The organism is Methanolobus sp. (assembly GCF_016278385.1).
Lineage (GTDB): Archaea > Halobacteriota > Methanosarcinia > Methanosarcinales > Methanosarcinaceae > Methanolobus.
The window spans coordinates 30733-49676 of sequence record NZ_JADQBY010000015.1; the positions used below are offsets into that span (position 1 = coordinate 30733).

Below are 18944 nucleotides of genomic sequence, written 5' to 3' on the forward strand. Positions count from 1 at the left end.
GTCGTTGCAATTATCTTCGGACTTATAGGTTTCTTCTTAGGGATATTTGGGATACTAGTAATGATTGCACCTTTTAAAATCCTGTCAATGATATCTATAGTCTTGCTGCCGCCTGTGTTCTTTACTATATGTGGTTTAATCACAGGTTTAATTATCGCAGTCATGTTCAATATTATGAGCGGTTACATAGGTGGTTTGGAACTGGAAATTGAAGAGACAGAGGAAGAGAAACAGCATGACCTTTGATTAATGTCACATGAAAAAATGAGTGTTAAATATGGCAACTGTGCATGTTAAAAAACTCAATGTTCTGTCACTGGGAAAGACAGTGGCAATTGTCTCTGGAATTCTAAGTTTCTTACTTTACACACTATTTCCACTGGTCATAATACCACTATTAATAGAAAACGCCAGTCGGATGAGATTGTTCATTGGTGTTGCACAAACCGAAATTATGGTGACGATAGCCATGTTCATACTGGTCCCACTTATTTACGGATTCTTTGGAGGATTTCGATATCCCTCATTTTTGATTATTTAATTATTCAAACTTAACTATACCTTTTTTTTTTCATTCTGTGTATTTCTCTTCCTAAATGACCAGACAGTTGTACTGTCTGATATATATTCAGGAAATCCCAGGAATTTGCTAAAGGATATTCTCAAAAAAAACGTAAAAGATGGATAGCCAGGAAATAGTGGATTATGACAAACATAAATTATCGGCTGCTTAAAGAAAGAGGATCGATTCGATTGCTCTATGAAGATTCATTTGTTCGAAAATTACAGAATTTATCGTATATGAAAATTTCATCCTGGTGGAAGTGAGCTAGGCTGAATAGTTACTTATAAATATGTATAAATCGATTCATATGTAGTATTATTATATAAACATACAAACATTCCTGCTAAATAACAAAACCGTTAGTTATATAGAAAACATGAAACATTTTTCATATAATTTTCCAATAATGTTAGATCCATGAAATTTAATAAAAACGAGTGAACTTGAATGTCGCAAATATCAGTAGTCATCCCACTATATAATAAAGAAAATAGTATAGGGAGAACTATAAAGTCTGTTTTAAGTCAAACATATCAGGATTTTGAACTAATTATTGTAGACGATGGGTCCAGAGATAAAAGTGCTGAGATCGTACGAAGTTTCACAGACAAAAGGATCAGATTGATCCAACAGGAAAATGCAGGAGTTTCGGTAGCACGCAATACAGGAATTGAAGCTTCAAAAGCTGAAATTATTGCTTTCCTGGATGCAGATGATGAATGGCTGCCTGTATTTTTGGAAACGATTATTCGACTACGGAAAAAATATCCTGATGCCGGGCTTTATGGCACAGCATATGAGGTACATTATCCAGGATCGATTGTACAGAAAACATATATTGCAAACGAAGGAGAAAGGATTTTACCTTCTAATTTTGGTGCATTTGTAGAGTTTGGAGGACCTATTTTTAACTCTTCATCTTTTGCTGCTCCTAAAGAGGTTTTGGAGGAGATAGGAGGTTACCCTTTAAGAGTTAAATGGAGCGAAGATACAATGGTATGGGGTAAAATCGCACTTCAATTTCCAATTGCCTACAGCCCTTGTGTTTGTTCTATTTACCACCAATATTCAGAGAATAACTCAACAGGCATCCCGGAATATTTGGAAAATCCATTTCTTAAATATATATCTACAATCGAAAAAGATGAACTTTTAAAACTTAATAATGAACAAGATTTTGTGATGTACTGTGATTTATGCCGTATAGCAACCATAAGACGCAATATATATTCAGGCTACTGTGTAAAAGCAAGACAGGAACTATCAAAGGTGACATCAACTCCATATATACAGAAAAAGCGTCAACTCCTTTTAATGTCATATCTTCCCCGTTATATAGTAAATAATGTACATAAACATGCAAAAGTCCTATCATATTTAAAATGAAAATTAAAAAGGAATAAAAGCTAATTTTGTATTTTTTCAATTAAAACCTTATCAAACTCACCTTGAACTCTCTTTTTTGTTAATTAAGATTATTTTCTGTAACCGAATGTATTGAATATGCTGCATACCGGTGAAGCTGCTGCTTTTGTACAAAGAACTACAAGTATTTTCTGAATTGGGAATTTGGAGAAGAACATTGGATGGTTCATTGCGGCAAAACCATCATCAACACTTCCGTCTATACACTTTATTATGCGTGTGTTATGAACTGCTCTGTGGATACTAATGAGAATGTGGGCAAAGTACATGTTATGTTACCAATGATGAGAAGTCCATCCATTGTTTCTGTTACTGTGAGCTGGGTCCATATGATGCAATTGGTACTAAGAAAACACCACTTATGCAGCCGAAGGGCAAAATAAAAAAATGATAGAAGCTTACAGCCGTTTAAGTAAATTCTAAAACAAGCCATTTTTATATTCGAAATCAAAAGTAATTAGTTAGATCATAAATTGGAGATCTTAAAAATTACCATTGCTACAAATGTCATCAATAATGGCATAGTTACCATCTTCAAAGAAGAATCCAAAGATTCATTCCATCTTTTAGAACGAGACAAAATCTCTTTTGCCGAAAGCAACCAAATTAATGTGGCAACCACCAGTATCCCATATTCCGGTAACCCTGTTGGCGTCACCATTGTCACTATCCCTGCATCGGCAGTAGATAATATACTGATTGCTAGTGCGTTTAATAACATCATTATACTCCATTAAAAAGTCCAAAACTACTTATGCGTTTTGAACTATATAAAACTGGTCTGAAGTTGTCCTTGGGCTTTCTTCAAACGCTGCGCACTCCATACAGTGAAGTGTGCAGAACATTTCTTCACGAACGCAATTCTCATACACATATATTGGACTACCACACATTGAGCATTTTTTTTCTATAACTTTCATAGATACCACCGTAATTTTCTATATCACAATCTTAAATTGAATCCAATCCAGGATGGATTGAGATTGTGATATTACCACCATTTGAAAGTAGTAAGATTCTACTATATAAATATATGTATAGTCGAATAAATGATGCTCATCATTATGATGATATAACCGAAGATACATAAAGAGAAAGTACATACTGAACAACACATAAAGAAAGAATTTTAAAATTCATGAGTATGTGCAAAGAAAAACTCATATACCATTTTTAAAAGAAAAAAGACATGAGCAAAATAAACAATGGTAGCTGAATAAACTTTATGAGTTGAGGTTTGTAAGCCTTGTTATACTGATGCAGTTCAAAACATATATATATAAATCCCTATATGTAGCACGTATCATCTTTCTTTGTGAAAGAAATACCTGTATCAAAAAATACATATCCATTCTGGTATATAGTGTGCATACTTCAAGAACTCATCAAAAAACTCCTATGACCATCATATGGCAAATATACAAGATTCACTTTTAGATTAATCAATACCAATGCACAACATATAGTCAATTGAGAGGGAAACCAGTGGTAAGTAAAAAAGAAATTAACTTGGATTTTTTGGTAGTTATTTTATATGTAATCATCACTGCTGCATTTATACTAATTCCTCCCCTAAATGAAACATCAACACGCACAATACTTGGTTTACCCATGATTCTTATCCTACCAGGATATGTTATGGTTGTACTCCTGTTTCCACGTAAGGAAGATCTTGATGGAGTCGAAAGGGTAGCTCTCAGTTTTGGACTGAGTATATTAATAGTTCCACTAATAGGGTATACATTAAACTTCACACAATGGGGTATAAGATTAGTACCTGTTGTAATGGCACTTTCATTTTTCATCCTGTTTATATGCATATTAGCCATAATACGAAGGTCTTTGCTACCTGAAGATGAAAAATATTATGTGGATACAAAGTCAGTTGCCAGTTCTTTGAAGAAAATCGTTTATACAAATTCTTCCCCGAGAATTAATCAGTTACTCAGTGTATTCCTGGTGGTTTTAATAGTAGCATCCGTGATGAGTATAATCTATATAGTAGTAACCCCTAACGAGGATGAAACATTTACAGAATTTTATATTAAAAATAAAGATGGTTTATTGAGTGGATTTCCTTCATCCATGAAAACAGGAGACAATGTTGTAGTTATAGTAGGAATTAAAAATCATGAATATGCAACGACTACCTACAATCTGGACATCCAGCTTGAAAACCAATCCATGGTTTTACCTTATGACTTGAATCATGTGCAAATTGCCCATAATCAAACTTGGGAGCAAATGATCATAATTGAACCTACATATACTGGCAAAGTATCAGAACTCAAATTCTTACTCTACAAAGATAACAACTTTAGAGAACCATACCGAGACTTGCATCTATGGATTAATGTATCAGAGGTTGAAAATGTCAATTGATTCAGATAATCTCGGAAACACTGAAGTTTTGCAGCAGCAAATGCCTCGCACAACTAATCCTCAAAATAACCGAATAATACTGATTCCAGTCTGCATCATAATAATAGCAGAAATCCTGTTGTATTTAAAGCAGCCTTATTATTCAATATTGTTGCATGTAATGACAGTTATCGGGCTGGCACTATCAACCAGTAGCCTTAAAAGCAACACTGTCAAGAAAGCTTTCCAGGCACTGATGTTATTACCAATTCTAAGACTATTAAATATGTCTATGCCCGTATTTTATGATATAATGCTATATTCCCTTGTGTTTATATATGCTCCAATGTTTATCTCTTTGTACTTAATCATCAAACATCAGATGTTCACAAAGAAGCAGCTTGGAATACGCTTTAAAATGTTTGGATTATACGCAATATTGGGACTTGTTTTGGGCATAGCTCTGGCAGAGGGAGAATATAGAATAATCACCACAGAATATATGATACCAGACCTGTCGATTGTTAATATTATTGGGCTTTCAATTGTGATGATTTTTTTTGTAGCATTGATTGAAGAACTTATTTTCAGATCGATTCTGCAGACGAGATTAGAAGAATCTTTTGGAATGCTTCCAGGCCTTATAGTAACCAGTATTTTATTTGGAATTATGCATTCAGGATATGGTAATCCCTATGAAATTCTGCTGACTGCAGGTGTAGGCCTTTTACTTGGTTATCTTTTCCAGAGAACCAGAAACTTGCCATTTATAGTCATGACCCATGGTTTCACCAATATTTTCCTTTTCGGCATAATACCTCACCTTGGCCCAGGATTAGGATTTTTTTAAAAATAAACGATTTGAATATAACTAAACCTATAACGGAGAAGATGGGGTTAATAGTCATATTGAATGCCCATACTTCCGCCCCATCCCAAAAACAAGTTGCAGACAATATTTCTTTTACTGACATGAAAAATTGATTATTGTGACTGTGATATATAGTTATGTTCAAAGAGAACTACATTTATCATTCTGAGTGCGGCCTTTTTCATTGCAAAAGTAATAAAATGATATACTCTAAAAACCTTTACTATCCGGACAATTCCAGCAGTTTAATCTTATCCCTATAGTAGAAAGTAACCGCAAGGATAGCACACAAATAAATCAAAACCGAAAAACAGAACTAATTAAATATAACCCTGACAGATATGCCAGGATTATAACATGTTTAACTACAGGTTTGTACCTAGTTTATGTTGCAGCTGCTGCCCATCACACGATTGCATTCCTGCATATCAAACAACATTGCAAACAATGTGAACTGTATACCAGTTATCAAAAACACTGCATCCAATAATGGCAGATTTGGAGACACATGCCAACCTACTAACAGTGCCAGCAGGATATATCCACCTAGCAATGCACCTAGAGGCACCAGTATCATTCCAAATATATAGAATAATACCAATGGATGGAAACTCAGTACCATATACTTCGTCTTGAGCCTCCATAGGAACTTGCGGAAGAGCATTATTGAAACCTTCCCCATGTAGTTACTATACTTGATAGAAGATTTTTCCTGACCATAACGGGCAGGCATTGAAACATCTACCGTACGGAAACCGAAAGTGTTTAGCTTAACCAACATATCATTACAATAACCATAGTAGGTGTAAAGGTTATGAAGGTCCATATTTGAAAGAGCTTTTTTGGAGATGGCCGTATATCCGTTCTGAGGATCCATTATATGCCAGTAGCCACTGGATATTTTAGTAATCAACGTCAGCAGGCCGTTTCCAAATGACCTCCATTTACTCATCCCCACACGATATTCCTCATGGAGAAGACGATTACCTTTGGTGTAGTCAGCCTTGCCTTCGATGATGGGCATAAGCAAGTTAGGGAGCTGCAAAGGATTCATTTGATTGTCACCACCCATCACAGCAATTATATCCATGTTCTCTTTCAATGCTCTCTGGTACCCATGCAAGATAGCTGCACCAACACCCTGATTAACTTCGTGATCGATTATATAAAGACGTGGATCATCAATGGCCTCAAGGACTTCTTTGGTACTGTCAGTACTACAGTCATTTATAACATATATCCTATCAACATATCCAGGAATGCCATCTACAGTAAGTTTAATCAGTTTCTGTTCATTATACGCAGGAATAACGACCCCTATACGGCGATCCATGAATTGTTCATAATTCAAATTACAGAAGCAAGATGCAGGAAGCATTTTTATGTCATGGCCTTCTTTTTTGGCATCTTTGAGAAGAGAAAGCTCGACTGCAACACCATTTTCCCTGAATTTAAGACAGCTAAAAGTGTTTGATGAAAATGCATTGAATCCCATGTACTGATCAATCATATCTGCATTTACTGCCACATCACAAATTAAAGAGCCTTCTGGACGTTTATCATCATCTATTAACGACAAAACATCCTGATTATTAAAGAGCGCATTGCCACAAACAACATCAGCTTCAAGCCAGAATATAGGTTCAAGTAGTTTGGGTATATCGTCAGGATTGTGATAACCATTTGCATAAAGAGTGACGATTATCCGGGGGTCGTAAGCCATTGCGGCATTAAATCCCGACCTTAAGGCTTCGGCTTTTCCCATGTTGCGTTCATGCTTCACAACTCTTGCTCCAAGACCCTTGGCAATAAAAGCAGTAGCATCAGTACTGCAATCGTCTACGACAACTATCTCGTCTACGTAATGCTTGGTTCTCTTGATCACATCATGTATATAAACTTCCTCATTGAAAGCAGGAATTAAAGCAACTATTGTCATAATACCACCATTTTTCTTCAATCGCACATCAACTGCGTCTCCCAAAAAGCATAGATATGCGAGTGTACTTATCATGTACATTACATGAGTACTTCGCTTTGTGTATGCATACTTACTAGATAAATATATGTTTTAAAATAATTTGACTACGTCAAATATCTGTACAATTGATGTTAGTTTTATTAATAGAGCAAAATCAATGATAAAGTATGCAACACTTTCATCTCCAACACCTGTCGTATTTTTTAACACTGTCAATCTGTGCACACCATTACATGTACTATTAATATACTTAGATACCTATATAAATATAATACTATATATTACTGTTGGTTTTGGCTGATAAAACAATCATCAAATGGATACCCATTAAAGAGAATTAATGAATTAATCACCCAAAATTGAATGCTTTAAATATAATATACTGCAGCACACTGAAATATTGTATTTACGTTTAAAACATGCAATCGACATCATAAACAGGTTTATATAAACTTAAGTTATTAAAAGTCTAAAGGTTGATGGGAGTATGGTAAAAACTACATATATTCATAAATCTGCAAAACTTTATGGTTCCAGTAGTGTGGGAGAAAACACAGTAATCATGGAAAATGCTATCATAGGATATCCACAACATAATATTTTGATGGAGATTACAAAAGCTGGCATTGAAATTGAAGACCATGATTTTACAGGTGCTAATCTGGGAATGAATTCTTTTATCAGAGCCGGTACTACACTTTTTAGCAATGTTCGCGCCGGTAACAACTTCAAAACAGGACACAATGCTATGATTAGAGAGAACACCTTGATTGGCGATAATGTACTAATTGGCACTAACGTCATCATTGACGGGAACGTCAGGATAGGAAACAATGTCAGCATCCAGGGCAATGTGTATATCCCAACACATGTAACAATTGAAGACAATGTATTTATTGGACCATGTGCTGTGTTGGCTAATGATAAATATCCCATCAGGGGGGAATATCACCCAGAAGGACCAATTATCCGGAAAGGAGTATCTATCGGAGCAAATGCTACTCTAGTCCCCGGAGTAGAGATTGGAGAGGGCGCGATGGTGGCTGCCGGTGCATTGGTTACAAAAGATGTACCTGCATGGAAACTGGCAATTGGCTGTCCTGCAAAAATAGTTGATCTTCCGGAAAAACTGAAACTTATAAATACCATATAACAGATAAATATATAAGTCAACCTATATTATATAGCTGCATTTGATAATTAATATTTGATTCTAATTTATAGTACGTGATATGTATGATACCTATTGCAAAACCACAGCTCGATGATGCTGAGATAAAAGCTGTCACTGATGTGCTGCGTTCCGGGATTATAGCCGAAGGACAGCATGTGGCAGAATTTGAGCAGGCTTTCGCCGAATATACTGGCACAGAACATGCTGTTGCTGTAAACTCAGGTACTGCAGCGCTACATGCCGCATTGCTTGCACATGGAATTGGAAAAAACGATGAAGTTATAACAAGTTCATTCAGTTTTGTTGCCACTGCAAATTCAATTCTTTTCACAGGTGCAAAACCGATATTTGCAGACATCAAGGCCGACACTTTTAATTTAGACCCTCGGTTTATTGAGGATAAAATAACTTCTGCAACAAAGGCCATTATGCCTGTGCATCTCTATGGACATCCTGCGGACATGGAAACTATAACTGATATCGCAGAAGACCATGGATTAATACTGATTGAGGACGCATGCCAGGCACATGGAGCTACTTTCAAAGGAAAGAGAGTTGGTTCTTTTGGTACAGGTGCCTTTAGTTTTTACCCTACCAAAAATATGACCACAAGTGAAGGTGGCATTATAACTACAAATGATGAAAAAATTGCAGAAAAAGCACGTATGATACGTGCTCATGGTTCAAAGCAGCGCTATCTGCATGAAATGTTAGGATATAACCTGCGTATGACAAACATATCAGCAGCCATTGGACTGGTACAGCTCAAAAAACTTCCCAATTACACATCAAAAAGGCAGCATAATGCGAAATTACTTACTGAGAAACTTAGTAATATTGCAGGCATACAATGCCCCATAGTTAAAGAGAACTGCAGGCACTCCTTCCATCAATATACTATACGTACTCAAAATCGCGATGAACTCTCTGAATACCTGAAAAACAAGGAAATTGGAACCGGTATTTACTATCCGATACCAATTCACAGGCAGCCATATTACAAGGAACTTGGATACAATGACTCATTGCTTATAACAGAAAAAGCTTCCAGGGAAGTACTCTCCCTTCCTGTGCATCCCGGTGTGACGGATGAGGATATAACCACCATAAGCAATGCCATTGCAGACTGGGGTGGCCCTAAATGCTAAGAATTGGAGTTATCGGCGCAGGAGCCATGGGAAAGAACCATATCCGCATCTACAGTGAAATGCCTGATGTGGAGCTTGTTGGGATTGCAGACATTGATAAGGAACTTGTGGAAGGACTTGCACAGCAATACCATACAAACGCTTTCACAGACTATAATGAATTGCTTGCAAGAGGCCTTGATGCTGTGAGTATTGTTGTCCCTACAAAAATGCACAGACAGGTGGCCATCACAGCCATTGAAGCTGGTGCACACGTACTTGTAGAAAAACCAATTGCAGACACTGTAGTGAATGCAGAGGCCATAATAAAGGCTGCTAATGATAATAATCGCTTTGTGATGGTTGGCCATATAGAGAGATTTAATCCTGCGGTCATTAAGTTAAAAGAAATCATTAATAAAGGACTGCTGGGAAAAATAGTATCACTATCTACAACAAGAGTAGGATCTTACAACCCAAGGATAAGAGACGTCGGAGTAATTCTTGACATTGGTGTACATGACATCGACATTATTTCCTACCTTTATGGCAGACCCGTAAATCAGGTTTATGCTGTTGCAGGTGCAGATATACATTCTTTTGAAGATCATGCTACCATCCACATGCGATTAGGCCATGAATTCTCAGGACTCGTAGAAGTTAACTGGCTGACCCCACATAAAATAAGAAAACTAACTGCTGTAGGTATTGATGGTGTTGCATATCTGGATTACATCGACCAGACGGTGGAGTTGCATGACAGCGGATGGGTAAGACAGGCAAAGATAGAACCTAAAGAGCCTCTTAAGAACGAACTTGAATATTTCATTGATTGCATTAGAAATGGAAAACAACCTGAACCATCTGGAATAGACGGTCTGCATGTCCTTGAAGTCAGCTTAGCTGCCATCCGTTCCTATAAGGAAGCAAAATTAATAGAGATTAAAGAGTTGTGAACATGAGCCAGAAACTTGAGAATATACTTAAAGAAAAAGGTCCCATAAAAAAAATAGGTGTTATTGGTATGGGATATGTAGGCATCCCTGCAGCAGCATTGTTTGCGGATTCAGATAAATTTGATATTGTACTTGGATTCCAGAGAGATTCAGAATCATCTGGCTATAAGATTGAAATGATCAATCGTGGAGAAAGTCCCCTTAAGGGAGAAGAACCAGGTCTTGAAGAGCTGCTGAAAAAGGTTGTTGATGCCGGTAAATTTGTATGTACGCCTGATTTTTCAAGGATATCCGAACTGGATGCCATAACACTGGCCATACAGACTCCATTTGCCGATCCAAAAGCGCTTGAACCCGATTTTGGTGCACTTAAGGAAGGTATCCGCAATGTAGGAAAATATCTCAAGCCAGGTATGCTCGTAGTGCTTGAATCTACAATTACACCCCGGACAACAGAAGGTATGGCCCGGGATATACTTGAAGAGGAATCCGGCCTTAAAGCAGGAGAGGATTTTGCACTTGCACATGCTCCAGAAAGAGTAATGGTAGGAAGATTACTGCGTAATATACAGGAACATGACCGTATAGTCGGAGGTATTGACCAGCCAAGTACTGACAGGGCAGTGGAGCTCTATAGCCCCGTACTTACAAAAGGTAAGGTTATACCTATGAGCGCTACAGCTGCGGAGGTAACAAAAACAGCAGAGAATACGTTCAGAGACCTGCAGATCGCAGCTGCAAACCAGCTTGCACTCTACTGTGAAGCCATGGGTATCAATGTATATGATGTTAGAACCGGAATTGATAGTCTCAAGGGAGAAGGCATAACAAGAGCTATTCTCTGGCCAGGTGCAGGTGTTGGAGGACATTGCCTTACAAAAGACACTTACCATCTTGAACGTGGTGTTAAACTTGGAACAGAAGCTCTTGATTACCCACAGGATGCAGAGTCAATCTATGTACTTGCACGCAGGGTCAATGATTTCATGCCTGTGCATATGTATAATCTTACGGTTGCTGCACTTAAGAGAGTCGGCAAGGAGATTAAAGGCTCAAAGATTGCTATGCTGGGATGGGCATTCATAAATGACTCGGATGATGCGCGGAATCCACCTTCAGAACCTTACAAGGATATGATCATTGCAGCAGGTGCAGAACTTATGGTTCACGACCCTCATGTATTGAACTATCCTAATATCGAAATACACAAGGATATGAACGAAGTTATTTCAGGTTCCGATGCTGTTGTGATCTTCACTGGACACAAGGATTACTTCAGCCTGAACCCAGATGATGTGAAAAAGCTTACCACAAAGAAGTGCTCTGTGATAATCGACGGCAGAAACGTAATTGACCCTGATACTTTTATTAACGCAGGCTTTGTGTATAAGGGAATAGGCCGTGGCGATCAGAATAGTCACGAGATCATAAATTAAAAGGCACATAATTCAATGGAAGAATGACCAGGATTAACTCCTGATCTTCATTCTTACTCTTTTCTGCCAAAAGTATTATCCAGATGTTTGCCGGATGATATCTTCAAGACCTTTGTAAAGGTCTACCTCAGGCTGAATCCAATCATTTTTGCCTTTGAAATGTTCAGAGTAACTCTCTTTTATACAGGCTGTGAATTTAGTAATCACGTAGAAATAAGGAAGAAAATGTTCTGGACCGTATGCGGTAAATTGTCCAGTACACAAAAATAAAAAACAAACAAATTTAAAATGCTAACTCTAAAAATGGAACTTAACAAGTCGTTTTGACCTGATTTAAGCCCCTTACAACACTCCCGAATGTGGCACGTTCCATACAATGGAGAGTACAGAACATCTCTTCACGAGCACTTTCCTCATAAATGTATATAGGACTACCACACAATGCACACTTTTTTTCTATTATTTTCATTATTAATACCACCTAAAGAATGCTACATCATTGCATAAATTAATAATATAGCGACAATAACCCGATTGTCATTCATCCTAAAACAACAATACTATATAAATTTATGCACACTACAAATAAATTATACTCATAATGATGGTGCGGATTTGAAATGTTAAAAATATACCTACTGCTAGCAAATATCCTTCTTACACACCTACACTTAAAATTTATACAAGTATCACGCTTTTATATTTACGTGGCCATAGTCCTTGGATACAAACCTCATGTGATCAAAACGCCCCGTGAGTAGGCATATAATATGCATTGAGTATCAATTTTGGTATGTCCTCGATGATAATCAATTCAAGGAGAATTCTATCACCCAAACAATGGAAATGCCCCCTCTGTCTCCTAATTAAGGTATTTAGCCATCAGGCCATGCTTCCCCTTATATTGATAGTAAATACATATAGTAATATGAGCTTATGATACGACATGCTATTACTTGCTCACATAGGAATTACCATAGGGATCTTTTTTGTAATTGGCTTCCTTATGCCTGCAATTAAACCCCACATAAAGTATCGATATGTAGCATTTGGATCCCTGCTACCAGATATTATCGATAAACCAATTGGAAGATTTCTCTTTGCAGATTCTATTGCAAACGGAAGAATCTTTGCACACACCCTTGTTTTTTTATTCTTTTATCGTTGGTAAGTTGGTACATTTACAAAAGCAGAAAAGACAACCGAATGCTAATCATATCTGGAGCATCACTCTGCCATTTGCTTGAAGATAAAATGTGGACATACCCAGTTTCATTGTTATGGCCGCGATATGAATGGAATTTTCCTTCCAGTCCATCTTATGGAGAGGGACTTGATTATTTGATTAGGATGCTGATCAGATCATTTTCACTAGATTCTTCCAGTATTTTTAACTTTTAATTTGTAGGCCTTGTTATCATATTAATTGTAATAATAAGCAACTTCATGAAAAAGTAAATTCATGTTGATGAATCACCTATCATATATACCAGCAGAGGACTCAGACAACTTAAACTGTAACAGAGTATCATCATCTATTATTCAAAAATTCTACCATTTTAGTTAAAATGAATAACTATTTACCATGGATACTGTCTAAAGGGATTATATGATAATAATTATTATTATGATGTAATCAATAACAGTAAGCTTTATATTCGTAACCTATATAGTAAAGAATATCAAGTTACAAATATATTTCAAATATCGCACATAAGTAATCAGGAGTGTATTAATTAATGATTCAGAAAAATAGAAAATTTCAGCTTTCTGAAAATCATATCAGAACAGTTATGATGTTATTTGCTGCAATTGGCATAGCTTTAATCACGATGTCATCTGCAACCCTTGCACAGGTGTCAGATTACACAGTCTCTCCAGAAGATCCATCTCCTGGAGATAAAGTAATTATTACAGGAGAAGCAAGCCCGGGGGAAAAGATAACTATAACTGTTACATTTGAAGACACAACATCTGTTTCCGGCGGAATGTACAGTTACCCCCTATATGGCATTACTATCCCAGGAAAATCAGAATCTTTCAGTGTTGCTTCAAAAACAGTGAATGATCTTGATGTCGAAATTAAAATGCCCATAATAGGCTTTGTATCAATTCCACAAAGCTTAATTAGTGTCAACAATGGCGTCGCAACATTTGGAACAAGCAAGATTAATAGTGGTACATATGATATCATTCTCAGTGGAAGCACCCCCAATGAAGCAGTTACCGTTTCATTCTCAGCTAAGACAACTACTAATGCTGATTCAAATGGATACTTTGAATATACTTATGATGACACTATGAATATGCCAGAAGGTAACTATACTATCACCATTGACGGCGTCACAAAGGAGATTGCATTCGACAGTACAACATCCTCAGGCAGAATAAATGGAGGAAGTAACACAGGAACTGAATTTAAGATTGTTCCTGCGGACTCACTTGGCTCAAATGGTGAAGGGACAGGAGAAGAAGGTATAAGCAGATCTACAACTGATGGGGCAGATACAAGCACTGAAGACACATTGGAAAGTACACCGGAAGATGATGTGGAAGGTACCATACTTGAGCAGCAAACTCCCATATACTCTAATCTGAAAGTCATAAGCATTATTGGTGTTGTCGGTGTAGCCATTGGACTTATTGGACTTGGCGCCATTCGTAACAGGAAGAAGATTTAGTAACTCCCTCAACTTTAAATCGGATTCTTTTTTAGAATCCTTTTCTTCATTTTTACCAGGAAATTATTATGACAGAGCGGAAGCTATGAGAATACCAGAAGTAAAAATCATAATTATTTATAGTGAGTCAATTACCAGAGAGAATCATTAATTCTATAGAGTGAGTACATATGAAAACGTTAAATGTGGGGGCAGGAGTCATATTAGAGAACACTGCCAATAATACATCTTTCTGCAACATAAACTATTGCAGAATAATTGGTTTAGCAGCTATTTTGTTGATTGCCAGTGCTTGCCTGGGTAATGCTGCAACGATAACCGTAGATGATGGCATCAGTAGTGCAGATTATAGCTCAATACAGGATGCTATCAATGATTCCAGACCAGGAGATACAATTCTAGTATCCCCAGGTATATACAATGAAAATGTAAACGTTGACAGGCAACTAAACATTAGCTCTACAGATGGCGCTGTAGTAACAAAAGTTATTTCTGCCTCAGTATATGATCATGTTTTTGAAGTGACAGCAGATCGTGTGACAATCAGCGGTTTCACTGTGAGCAGTGACACCATAGGCAATAATGAAAACGAAATTGCAGGTATTTACCTCAGATCCAACGACAATAAACTGACTAACAACATATTATATGAGAATTACTGCGGTATCGCCCTTAACGACTCTAATAATAATGAACTTACTGGAAATACAGCGTTAAGCGATGGTGGTGAATATGGTATTCATGTATATTCCTCCAGTAATAACACAGTGAGTAATAACGTAGTATACTTTACCGGAACATACATCACCTATGGAATTTCCCAGGAAGATTCTAATAACAACAGACTTTTCAACAACTCAGTATGCGGAAGTCGGTACAGTGGAATCGAACTACGTAATTCCAACTACAATATACTAACCGGCAACTCAGTCACTAACACTGATGAAGGCCCAGGCATACACATATCGTCTTCCAATTACAACCTATTGACAAACAATGTTGCGAATGGATATTCCGGTATACTGGTAAGTGGCAGCAACAATTTACTGGACAGCAATTCAATACGTTATTGCGTTGACTACATCATTTCAGTAGATGGTAGCAATAACACACTGACAAACAACACAGCAACTGATAATACAACATACAGCAATTATGACGATTTTAACATCGATCAATCTTCTTCAGACAACACTATAATGGAAGCAATATTACAACTGCCGTTTACAGTATCGACCTGGTAGATAACAATTACTTGAAAATTGACAACAAATATGTGTATTATTGTCCTGTAGAGTTTCTGTATTTAAGATCATAAATGCAGAAACATGGTTTCTGTTTTTATTCTTTGACTTTTTCCTGACTCTAACATTTATATTCTTTCAACCCCCTTTTTCTGAATATTATTGGAAGATGATTAACATGGAAGAACTAATAACAAAGTTATCAAATGCTCATGGCATATCCGGCAGTGAAAATAATATCAGAGCAATTCTTGAAGAAGAACTCAAACCATATGTGGATGAAATGAGAGTTGACAAGATGGGAAACCTCATCGCCACAAAAAAGGGAGAAGGTCCATCAATAATGCTTGCTGCACACATGGATGAAATCGGCCTGATGGTCAAATACATTGATGACAACGGATTCCTTAAATTTGTGAAGATAGGAGGATGGTATGATCCTACACTGCACAGCCAGAGGGTTGTCGTCCATACCACAAAGGGACAAATTCCAGGAGTAATTGGATCAAAACCACCACATGTCATGAAGGAAGAGGACAGGAAAAAGCCTCCAAAGGCAGAGGACATGTTCATTGATGTTGGTGCAAAGGACAAGGAAGACGCCACCAATATGGGAATCATCATCGGAACTCCGGTTTCCATGGACCGCGAGGTCAAGAAACTTGCAAACGGCAAGATAACCGGAAAGGCATTTGACAACCGTGCAGGATGTGCCATAGTTATCGATGCCATGAAGCAGATAGCAAAGCTGGATATAAAAGCAACCGTTTATGCAGTAGGCACTGTGCAGGAAGAGGTTGGCCTAAAAGGAGCACGTACATCTGCATTCGGACTTAACCCCGATATTGCTATAGCAATTGACACAACCATACCAGGAGACCACCCCGGAATCAGTAAGAATGAATCCGCACTTGACATCGGCAAAGGTGGGGCCATCACCATAGCTGATGCAGCAGGCAGGGGCATAATATCTGCACCACAGGTTGTCAAATGGCTTGTAGAGACAGCAGAAAAGAACGATATCCCATACCAGACAGATGTAGGGGATGGAGGTACGACTGATGCAACGGCTATTCACCTCACAAGAGAGGGCATACCATCCACAGTCCTCAGTGTCGCAACAAGATACATACACTCACCTGTAGAAGTTCTGGACCTTGCAGACCTGCAGCACTGTTCTGACCTTGTAGCAAAGGCAGTCCTCAGTGTTAACGACTATTTCTAAATCGGGAGATAATCTCCCCTTACTTTTTTCCGTGATGGGCTATCAAAACAGTACAAATACTACGCAAAAGGCTGCACAATCCATCAATGCTGTTGAGGAATAATTCATTTTGTAGCATTAAACTGAACTCATTAACAGCATATTTAAGTTCATATTACACCCTTTATATATGTACATATATATTTATCTCTAACCATTCAAAAAAGATATGGCACTATGGGCTGGATTTCAGGAAAATAATATGGCATCCTCATGACGAATCATGATAAATTAATCGTTATACATATATAGCACCTCAGTGTATCCCTCTAAGCTGTTGCTTTACTAAGTAGCAGACAAATATTGTGAGGGATTGTATTATTCGAAAATGTCCGGTTTTTAGACACAACTCTTAGAGATGGCGAACAGACACCCGGTGTAGCACTTACCAGCATGGATAAGGTAGCCATTGCTACAAAACTTGATGAACTTGGTGTAAATGTGATCGAGGCAGGCTCAGCCATAACCTCAGAAGGTGAGCGCGAGTCCATAAGAGCCGTGGTTGCTGAAGGACTTAACGCAGAGATATGCAGCTACTGCAGGATTATGAAGCCAGATGTAGACTACGCACTGGCATGTGATGTAGATTCCATCCACCTTGTAGCACCCGTATCAGACTTACATATTAATGTAAAGCTCAAGAAGGACAGGGAAACCGTCAGGCAAATGGCTTTGGACGTAACAGAATACGCAAAGGAACATGGCCTTATTGTTGAACTTAGCGGAGAAGATGCTTCAAGAGCAGACATTGATTTCCTGAAATCATTATACATTGATGGTGTTGAAGCAGGAGCGGACAGGTTATGCTTCTGTGATACCGTAGGATTGCTTGTTCCTGAAAAGACAGAAGTCATTTTCAGCGACATCTGCTCCGCAGTAAAGGCACCAGTCAGCATTCATTGTCACAATGACTTTGGTCTCGGAACCGCCAACACCTTAGCAGCCTTAAAGGCAGGTGCACAACAGGCCCATGTGACGATAAACGGCATTGGCGAAAGAGCTGGTAACACGGCTCTGGAAGAAGTTGTAATGGCAATTGAATGGTTATACAAATGTAAGACCGGAATTAATACAAAAGAGATTTTCAAAACTTCAAGACTTGTAAGCAGGCTCACAGGATTGCCCGTAGCACCTAACAAATCACTTACCGGCGGAAATGCATTTACCCATGAAGCAGGCATTCACGTACATGGACTGCTGGCAGATACAAGCACATATGAACCCATAAAACCTGAAGTACTTGGCAGGGAAAGAAAGATCGTGCTTGGAAAGCATGCAGGCAAAAGTTCAGTCACATTGGCAGTCAAAGAAATGGGATTTGAGGTGGATGATCCACAGCTGCATGAGATCCTCAATCGTGTTAAGGAACTTGGAGACCACGGCAAGAAGGTCACCGATGCAGACCTGCAGTCAATTACCGAAACTGTGCTTAATATCCAGAGCGAGGCAAGAGTCACCCTTGAAGAGTTCACAGTCGTGTCAGGTAACAAGGTAACACCAACAGCTTCTGTCAAACTCATAGTAGACGGAAAACAAGTGGTGGAGGCAGCTACCGGAGATGGACCTGTGGATGCAACACTTGCAAGTATCAAAAAGGGCATATCAGGCATTGCAGATGTGCAGCTTGAAGAATATCATGTAGATGCCATCAGCGGAGGAACCGATGCTCTTGTAGAGGTATTGGTGAAACTCTCAAAGAATGGAAAGATGGTTACATCAAGAGGATCACGCACAGATATAGTCATGGCTTCTGTGGAAGCAGTACTTAATGGGATTAACCGCCTTATCTGAAAGTAGCAGATTATTTCAGAAACTTTTAAGATAGATACTGGCAATTTACAGGCAGATTTGATTTGAAA

Annotated in this window: 17 protein-coding genes and 2 pseudogenes; 14 read left to right on the plus strand and 5 right to left on the minus strand. The window is 38.0% G+C overall.

Annotation, left to right across the window (positions count from 1 at the left end; genetic code table 11):
* Window positions 1–87 precede the first annotated feature (87 nt).
* Window positions 88–246 (plus strand): hypothetical protein, encoded by a 159-nt coding sequence (locus QZZ23_RS07195; RefSeq protein ID WP_292468260.1) that lies wholly within the window; start codon window positions 88–90, stop codon window positions 244–246.
* Window positions 247–277: 31 nt separating this feature from the next.
* Complete coding sequence (locus QZZ23_RS07200) at window positions 278–541, plus strand: hypothetical protein (RefSeq protein WP_292468261.1); 264 nt, start codon at window positions 278–280, stop codon at window positions 539–541.
* 20 nt (window positions 542–561) lie between these two features.
* Here QZZ23_RS07200 and QZZ23_RS07205 read toward each other — a convergent pair.
* Window positions 562–663 (minus strand): annotated as a pseudogene (locus QZZ23_RS07205) (IS5/IS1182 family transposase); the annotation flags it as partial.
* A 349-nt stretch (window positions 664–1012) separates the two neighbouring features.
* On the opposite strand from QZZ23_RS07205, the gene QZZ23_RS07210 reads away from it, so the two are divergent.
* Window positions 1013–1951 (plus strand): glycosyltransferase family A protein, encoded by a 939-nt coding sequence (locus QZZ23_RS07210; RefSeq protein ID WP_292468262.1) that lies wholly within the window; start codon window positions 1013–1015, stop codon window positions 1949–1951.
* An 89-nt stretch (window positions 1952–2040) separates the two neighbouring features.
* Here QZZ23_RS07210 and QZZ23_RS07215 read toward each other — a convergent pair whose 3' ends face one another.
* Both QZZ23_RS07215 and QZZ23_RS07220 read right to left on the minus strand, forming a co-directional pair.
* On the minus strand, window positions 2041–2259 hold the full coding sequence (locus tag QZZ23_RS07215) for a hypothetical protein (protein WP_292468263.1): 219 nt from the start codon (window positions 2257–2259) through the stop codon (window positions 2041–2043).
* A gap of 197 nt (window positions 2260–2456) precedes the next feature.
* Window positions 2457–2711: a hypothetical protein gene (locus tag QZZ23_RS07220; protein WP_292468264.1), complete on the minus strand. Its 255-nt coding sequence runs from the start codon at window positions 2709–2711 to the stop codon at window positions 2457–2459.
* A 764-nt stretch (window positions 2712–3475) separates the two neighbouring features.
* Here QZZ23_RS07220 and QZZ23_RS07225 point away from each other — a divergent pair.
* On the plus strand, window positions 3476–4372 hold the full coding sequence (locus QZZ23_RS07225) for a DUF1616 domain-containing protein (protein ID WP_292468266.1): 897 nt from the start codon (window positions 3476–3478) through the stop codon (window positions 4370–4372).
* Window positions 4362–5201 carry a CPBP family intramembrane glutamic endopeptidase gene (locus QZZ23_RS07230; RefSeq protein ID WP_292468267.1) on the plus strand — a complete coding sequence of 280 codons (840 nt, stop codon included), beginning with the start codon at window positions 4362–4364 and terminating at the stop codon, window positions 5199–5201. The genes QZZ23_RS07225 and QZZ23_RS07230 overlap by 11 nt, the downstream gene beginning before the upstream one ends.
* 400 nt (window positions 5202–5601) lie before the next feature.
* Here the strand turns inward: QZZ23_RS07230 and QZZ23_RS07235 are convergent, their stop codons facing one another.
* Complete coding sequence (locus tag QZZ23_RS07235; RefSeq protein ID WP_292468270.1) at window positions 5602–7161, minus strand: glycosyltransferase family 2 protein; 1560 nt, start codon at window positions 7159–7161, stop codon at window positions 5602–5604.
* A gap of 529 nt (window positions 7162–7690) precedes the next feature.
* Between QZZ23_RS07235 and QZZ23_RS07240 the strand changes: the two genes are divergently transcribed.
* The 4 genes from QZZ23_RS07240 to QZZ23_RS07255 all read left to right on the plus strand — a co-directional run bounded on the left by QZZ23_RS07240 (window position 7691) and on the right by QZZ23_RS07255 (window position 11896).
* Complete coding sequence (locus tag QZZ23_RS07240; protein WP_292468273.1) at window positions 7691–8356, plus strand: acyltransferase; 666 nt, start codon at window positions 7691–7693, stop codon at window positions 8354–8356.
* Window positions 8357–8439: 83 nt separating this feature from the next.
* A complete protein-coding gene (locus QZZ23_RS07245) occupies window positions 8440–9525 on the plus strand; it encodes a DegT/DnrJ/EryC1/StrS aminotransferase family protein (protein WP_292468276.1) in 1086 nt (361 codons plus the stop codon).
* On the plus strand, window positions 9519–10460 hold the full coding sequence (locus QZZ23_RS07250; protein WP_292468279.1) for a UDP-N-acetylglucosamine 3-dehydrogenase: 942 nt from the start codon (window positions 9519–9521) through the stop codon (window positions 10458–10460). The genes QZZ23_RS07245 and QZZ23_RS07250 overlap by 7 nt, the downstream gene beginning before the upstream one ends.
* Before the next feature lie 2 nt (window positions 10461–10462).
* Window positions 10463–11896 carry a nucleotide sugar dehydrogenase gene (locus tag QZZ23_RS07255; protein WP_292468282.1) on the plus strand — a complete coding sequence of 478 codons (1434 nt, stop codon included), beginning with the start codon at window positions 10463–10465 and terminating at the stop codon, window positions 11894–11896.
* Between the two features lie 310 nt (window positions 11897–12206).
* On the opposite strand, the gene QZZ23_RS07260 is transcribed toward QZZ23_RS07255, so the two are convergent.
* Entirely contained in the window at window positions 12207–12365 is a 159-nt protein-coding gene (locus tag QZZ23_RS07260) for a hypothetical protein (RefSeq protein WP_292468284.1), read from the minus strand.
* 537 nt (window positions 12366–12902) lie between these two features.
* Here QZZ23_RS07260 and QZZ23_RS14685 point away from each other — a divergent pair.
* The 5 genes and pseudogenes from QZZ23_RS14685 (at window position 12903) to QZZ23_RS07285 (ending at window position 18876) form a co-directional block, all read left to right on the plus strand.
* Window positions 12903–13297, plus strand: a pseudogene (locus QZZ23_RS14685) (metal-dependent hydrolase).
* Between the two features lie 338 nt (window positions 13298–13635).
* Entirely contained in the window at window positions 13636–14577 is a 942-nt protein-coding gene (locus QZZ23_RS07270; protein WP_292468290.1) for a hypothetical protein, read from the plus strand.
* A 170-nt stretch (window positions 14578–14747) separates the two neighbouring features.
* Complete coding sequence (locus tag QZZ23_RS07275) at window positions 14748–15821, plus strand: NosD domain-containing protein (protein WP_292468293.1); 1074 nt, start codon at window positions 14748–14750, stop codon at window positions 15819–15821.
* A gap of 178 nt (window positions 15822–15999) precedes the next feature.
* Complete coding sequence (locus tag QZZ23_RS07280; RefSeq protein ID WP_292468296.1) at window positions 16000–17046, plus strand: M42 family metallopeptidase; 1047 nt, start codon at window positions 16000–16002, stop codon at window positions 17044–17046.
* A 351-nt stretch (window positions 17047–17397) separates the two neighbouring features.
* Window positions 17398–18876, plus strand: a complete 1479-nt coding sequence (locus QZZ23_RS07285) for a (R)-citramalate synthase (RefSeq protein ID WP_292468346.1) — start codon at window positions 17398–17400, stop codon at window positions 18874–18876.
* Window positions 18877–18944: the final 68 nt, after the last annotated feature.

Coding starts and splice junctions, on each gene's coding strand:
- QZZ23_RS07195 (WP_292468260.1), top strand. CDS start 88: ATGATATCTATAGTCTTGCTGCCGCCTGTGTTCTTTACTATATGTGGT.
- QZZ23_RS07200 (WP_292468261.1), top strand. CDS start 278: ATGGCAACTGTGCATGTTAAAAAACTCAATGTTCTGTCACTGGGAAAG.
- QZZ23_RS07210 (WP_292468262.1), top strand. CDS start 1,013: ATGTCGCAAATATCAGTAGTCATCCCACTATATAATAAAGAAAATAGT.
- QZZ23_RS07215 (WP_292468263.1), bottom strand. CDS start 2,259: ATGTACTTTGCCCACATTCTCATTAGTATCCACAGAGCAGTTCATAAC.
- QZZ23_RS07220 (WP_292468264.1), bottom strand. CDS start 2,711: ATGTTATTAAACGCACTAGCAATCAGTATATTATCTACTGCCGATGCA.
- QZZ23_RS07230 (WP_292468267.1), top strand. CDS start 4,362: ATGTCAATTGATTCAGATAATCTCGGAAACACTGAAGTTTTGCAGCAG.
- QZZ23_RS07235 (WP_292468270.1), bottom strand. CDS start 7,161: ATGACAATAGTTGCTTTAATTCCTGCTTTCAATGAGGAAGTTTATATA.
- QZZ23_RS07240 (WP_292468273.1), top strand. CDS start 7,691: ATGGTAAAAACTACATATATTCATAAATCTGCAAAACTTTATGGTTCC.
- QZZ23_RS07245 (WP_292468276.1), top strand. CDS start 8,440: ATGATACCTATTGCAAAACCACAGCTCGATGATGCTGAGATAAAAGCT.
- QZZ23_RS07250 (WP_292468279.1), top strand. CDS start 9,519: ATGCTAAGAATTGGAGTTATCGGCGCAGGAGCCATGGGAAAGAACCAT.
- QZZ23_RS07255 (WP_292468282.1), top strand. CDS start 10,463: ATGAGCCAGAAACTTGAGAATATACTTAAAGAAAAAGGTCCCATAAAA.
- QZZ23_RS07260 (WP_292468284.1), bottom strand. CDS start 12,365: ATGAAAATAATAGAAAAAAAGTGTGCATTGTGTGGTAGTCCTATATAC.
- QZZ23_RS07270 (WP_292468290.1), top strand. CDS start 13,636: ATGATTCAGAAAAATAGAAAATTTCAGCTTTCTGAAAATCATATCAGA.
- QZZ23_RS07275 (WP_292468293.1), top strand. CDS start 14,748: ATGAAAACGTTAAATGTGGGGGCAGGAGTCATATTAGAGAACACTGCC.
- QZZ23_RS07280 (WP_292468296.1), top strand. CDS start 16,000: ATGGAAGAACTAATAACAAAGTTATCAAATGCTCATGGCATATCCGGC.